Below are 3,407 nucleotides of genomic sequence, written 5' to 3'. Positions count from 1 at the left end.
AGCACGGCCATGCTGGTGTTTACCCCGCCTGCTGCCGGGTTTATCACCCACTTTTCCTGTCGGCCGGAATGCGCTGTCGGGTTCAAAATTGGCTGGCTGTTTACTGCTGGTGCGTCGGCGCGGCGGTTTGCCGTCTTTGCTACCGCGGGTCATTTTCTGCTGACGCTGGCACTCATCTTTACCGGCGCCGCGCGGCTGACGACAGCTGGAAATCAATGAAAAATCGATTTTGCGTTCGTCCATATGTACGGCTTCAACACGGATTTCCACCGCGTCCCCGAGCCGGTACACTCTACCGCTGGACTCGCCTATCAGGCGCTGGCCGATGTTGTCGTAGAGATAATAATCATTATCCAGAGACGAGACATGCACCAGGCCGTCGATAAACAGCTCATCGAGACGCACAAAGAAACCGAAACTGGTGACGCTGTTAATAGTGCCGCTGAATACTTGCCCAACGTGATCCTGTATGAAATCACACTTCAACCAGTCTGCCACGTCACGGGTCGCTTCATCGGCGCGACGCTCGCTCAGTGAACATTTCTGACCAAGCTGCAACATCTCTTCCAATTCGGAATGCCAGCCGCCAGTCGGTGTGGCCCGTCCATCGACGTCGCCGTTCTGTCGACCGAGAAGATATTTGATCACCCGATGCATCGCAAGATCCGGATAACGGCGAATAGGTGAGGTGAAATGAGTATACGCCTGCAGCGCTAGCCCGAAGTGGCCGCGGTTTTCAGGATCATAAATCGCCTGCTTCATCGACCGCAGCAGCATAGTTTGCAGCATTTCATGGTCCGGTCGCCTAGTGACCAGATTCATCATATTGGAATAATCTTTGGGCTCAGGTTTATCGCCGCCCCCTAAGGTCAGCCCCAGTTCACCCAATACCGTGCGCAACGAGGTGATATGATCATTGCTTGGCCGGTCATGCACACGATAAAGCGCCGGCTCTTTATGCTTCTCGACAAAGCGCGCCGCGGCAATATTCGCCAGGATCATGCATTCTTCGATCAGTTTATGGGCATCATTGCGCTTTACCGGCTCGATACGCTCAATGCGACGTTCCGCGTTGAAGATGAACTTCGCCTCTTCGGTTTCAAAAGAGATGCCGCCGCGCTGCAACCTCGCATGTTCCAGTGTCTGGCACATTTCATGCAATTGGGTCAACGGCTTGATAAGCGGCGCGTAATGAGCGCGCAATTCCTGCTGGCCCCGTAGGATCTGCCAGACCTTATTGTAGGTCAGGCGCGCGTGGGAATTCATCACCGCTTCATAAAACTTGTAGGAAGAGAGACGCCCCTGAGCTGAGATAGTCATCTCGCAAATCATACACAGTCTGTCTACATGCGGATTGACAGAGCACAGGCCGTTGGACAGCACCTCTGGCAGCATCGGGATCACCTGGGAGGGGAAATAGACCGAGGTCGCACGCCGGCTGGCTTCCTGGTCCAGCGGCGTATGCGGCCGGACATAGTAGCTCACATCAGCAATCGCCACCCATAGACGCCAGCCTCCGCTACGTTTTTTCTCGCAGTACACTGCGTCATCGAAGTCGCGCGCGTCATCGTCGTCGATAGTCAACAAGGGCAGCGCGCGTAAATCGATACGCCCTCGCTTTGCCGCTTCTGGTACTTCTTCATGTAAATCCGCCAGCTGCTGCTCTACTTCTAAGGGCCAGGCGTAGGGAATATCGTGGGTGCGCAGCGCAATATCCACCGCCATACTCGTGCCCATATTATCGCCGAGCACTTCAACTACTTTGCCGATGGCCTTAGTGCGCTGTGTCGGACGCTGGGTCAGTTCCACCACCACTACAAAACCCATGTTGGCGCCTTGGGTCGCTTCCGGTGGTATCAGAATATCGAAACTGAGACGGCTATCGTCCGGCACCACGAAAGCACTGCCGGCATCAATGAAAAAGCGGCCCACGATCTGGCCAGTTTTCGGTACTAGCACCCGTACAACGCGCGCCTCGCGTCGGCCTTTGCGATCTGCACCCTGCGGCTGCGCCATGACGACATCGCCATGAATGGTCATTTTCATCTGTTCAGAGGACAAATAATAATCGTCCTTGCTACCTTCGACGCGCAGGAAACCGAAACCGTCGCGATGACCGATGACAGTCCCGCGCAACAAATCTAGACGCTCCGGTAGCGCATAGCACTGCCGGCGGGTGAAAATTAGTTGCCCGTCACGCTCCATTGCGCGCAGGCGGCGGCGCAAGCCTTCCAGTTGGTCTTCACCACTGATATCCAGTTCTTGCGCCAACTCCTCGCGGCTGGCGGGCTTTTCCCGCTTGGCTAAATGGGCGAGGATAAATTCTCGGCTTGGCACCGGGAACGTATATTTTTCTGCCTCTCTTTCTAGAAAGGGATCACGTGACATTTAGTTATCTCCATAATGTCAAAATAGGTTGCTGTACCGTTTCAAGCACACGCACGTTTTTCGTTTTTGTAGAGCAGCGGTTAGAGCAATTATGCCGGCCACATGAGGCACGGAATGATGCGATGAACCCTATGGGTGCCTGTAGTAACACCTGTTTTCAACGACAGGCAAAATATTACCCTCTTTTTTCGCGCTACAACCGGCGCCGGCGCGCAGAGAGCGCCGGCCTAGATACTTCTATCATAAGTCGGCCTGCCAAACATCGACGGGGCATACGTACCGGTAAAAAAGGAAACATGAACAATTAAGAGTAACCTTTGAGAACTAAACAGGCCATAAAACTTGTTAATCAGTAATGAGGGCATTCGCAATTATGGCAGGATAACCTATTGATATATAAAAATAAAAATGGTAAAGCACAGTTTGCTCTCTTTTTTGCTAATCTACGCCAGACGGCCGTTAGGCGTCAAACGGATCGCGTAGGATCATAGTTTCACTACGATCAGGTCCGGTCGAAACGATATCAACCGGCACGCCTGTCACCTCCTCTATACGCTTGATGTAGTGACGAGCCGCGTCGGGAAGCTTGTCAAATTGCGTCACACCGAAGGCGCTTTCGCTCCAGCCCGGCAGCGTCTCATAAATTGGCTCAATGCCTTCCCAGTTTTTCGCCGCCAACGGTGTGCTTTCCACCACGCTTCCGTCAGGCAGGCGATAGGCGGTGCAGATTTTCACCTCTTGCAGACCGTCAAGCACATCGAGCTTGGTAAGGCAGAAACCGGAAAGGGAGTTGATCTGCACCGCGCGGCGTATCACAACTGCATCCAGCCAGCCAGTGCGTCGGCGTCGGCCGGTGGTAGCGCCGAATTCATTGCCTTTTCCGCACAAGAATTCGCCGGTGTCGTCAAACAGCTCGGTGGGAAACGGACCAGCGCCGACGCGGGTGGAATACGCCTTGACGATGCCAAGGATATAATCCACATAGCGCGGACCAAGGCCAGAGCCGGTAGCGACGCCGC

2 protein-coding genes are annotated in these 3,407 nt (G+C 54.2%); both read right to left on the bottom strand.

Translation table 11 applies throughout. The features are described 5' to 3' along the window. On the bottom strand, positions 1-2,388 hold a 2,388-nt coding region (gene rnr / locus BG74_RS00855; RefSeq protein ID WP_073961016.1), incomplete at its 3' end, for a ribonuclease R. Between the two features lie 459 nt (positions 2,389-2,847). Next, positions 2,848-3,407: adenylosuccinate synthetase (locus BG74_RS15530; RefSeq protein ID WP_244267097.1), on the bottom strand; the 560-nt coding region annotated here is incomplete at its 5' end.

The sequence above is a fragment of the Sodalis-like endosymbiont of Proechinophthirus fluctus genome, assembly GCF_001602625.1.
Taxonomy (GTDB): Bacteria; Pseudomonadota; Gammaproteobacteria; order Enterobacterales; family Enterobacteriaceae.
This window is presented reverse-complemented; position numbering and strand designations above follow the sequence as displayed.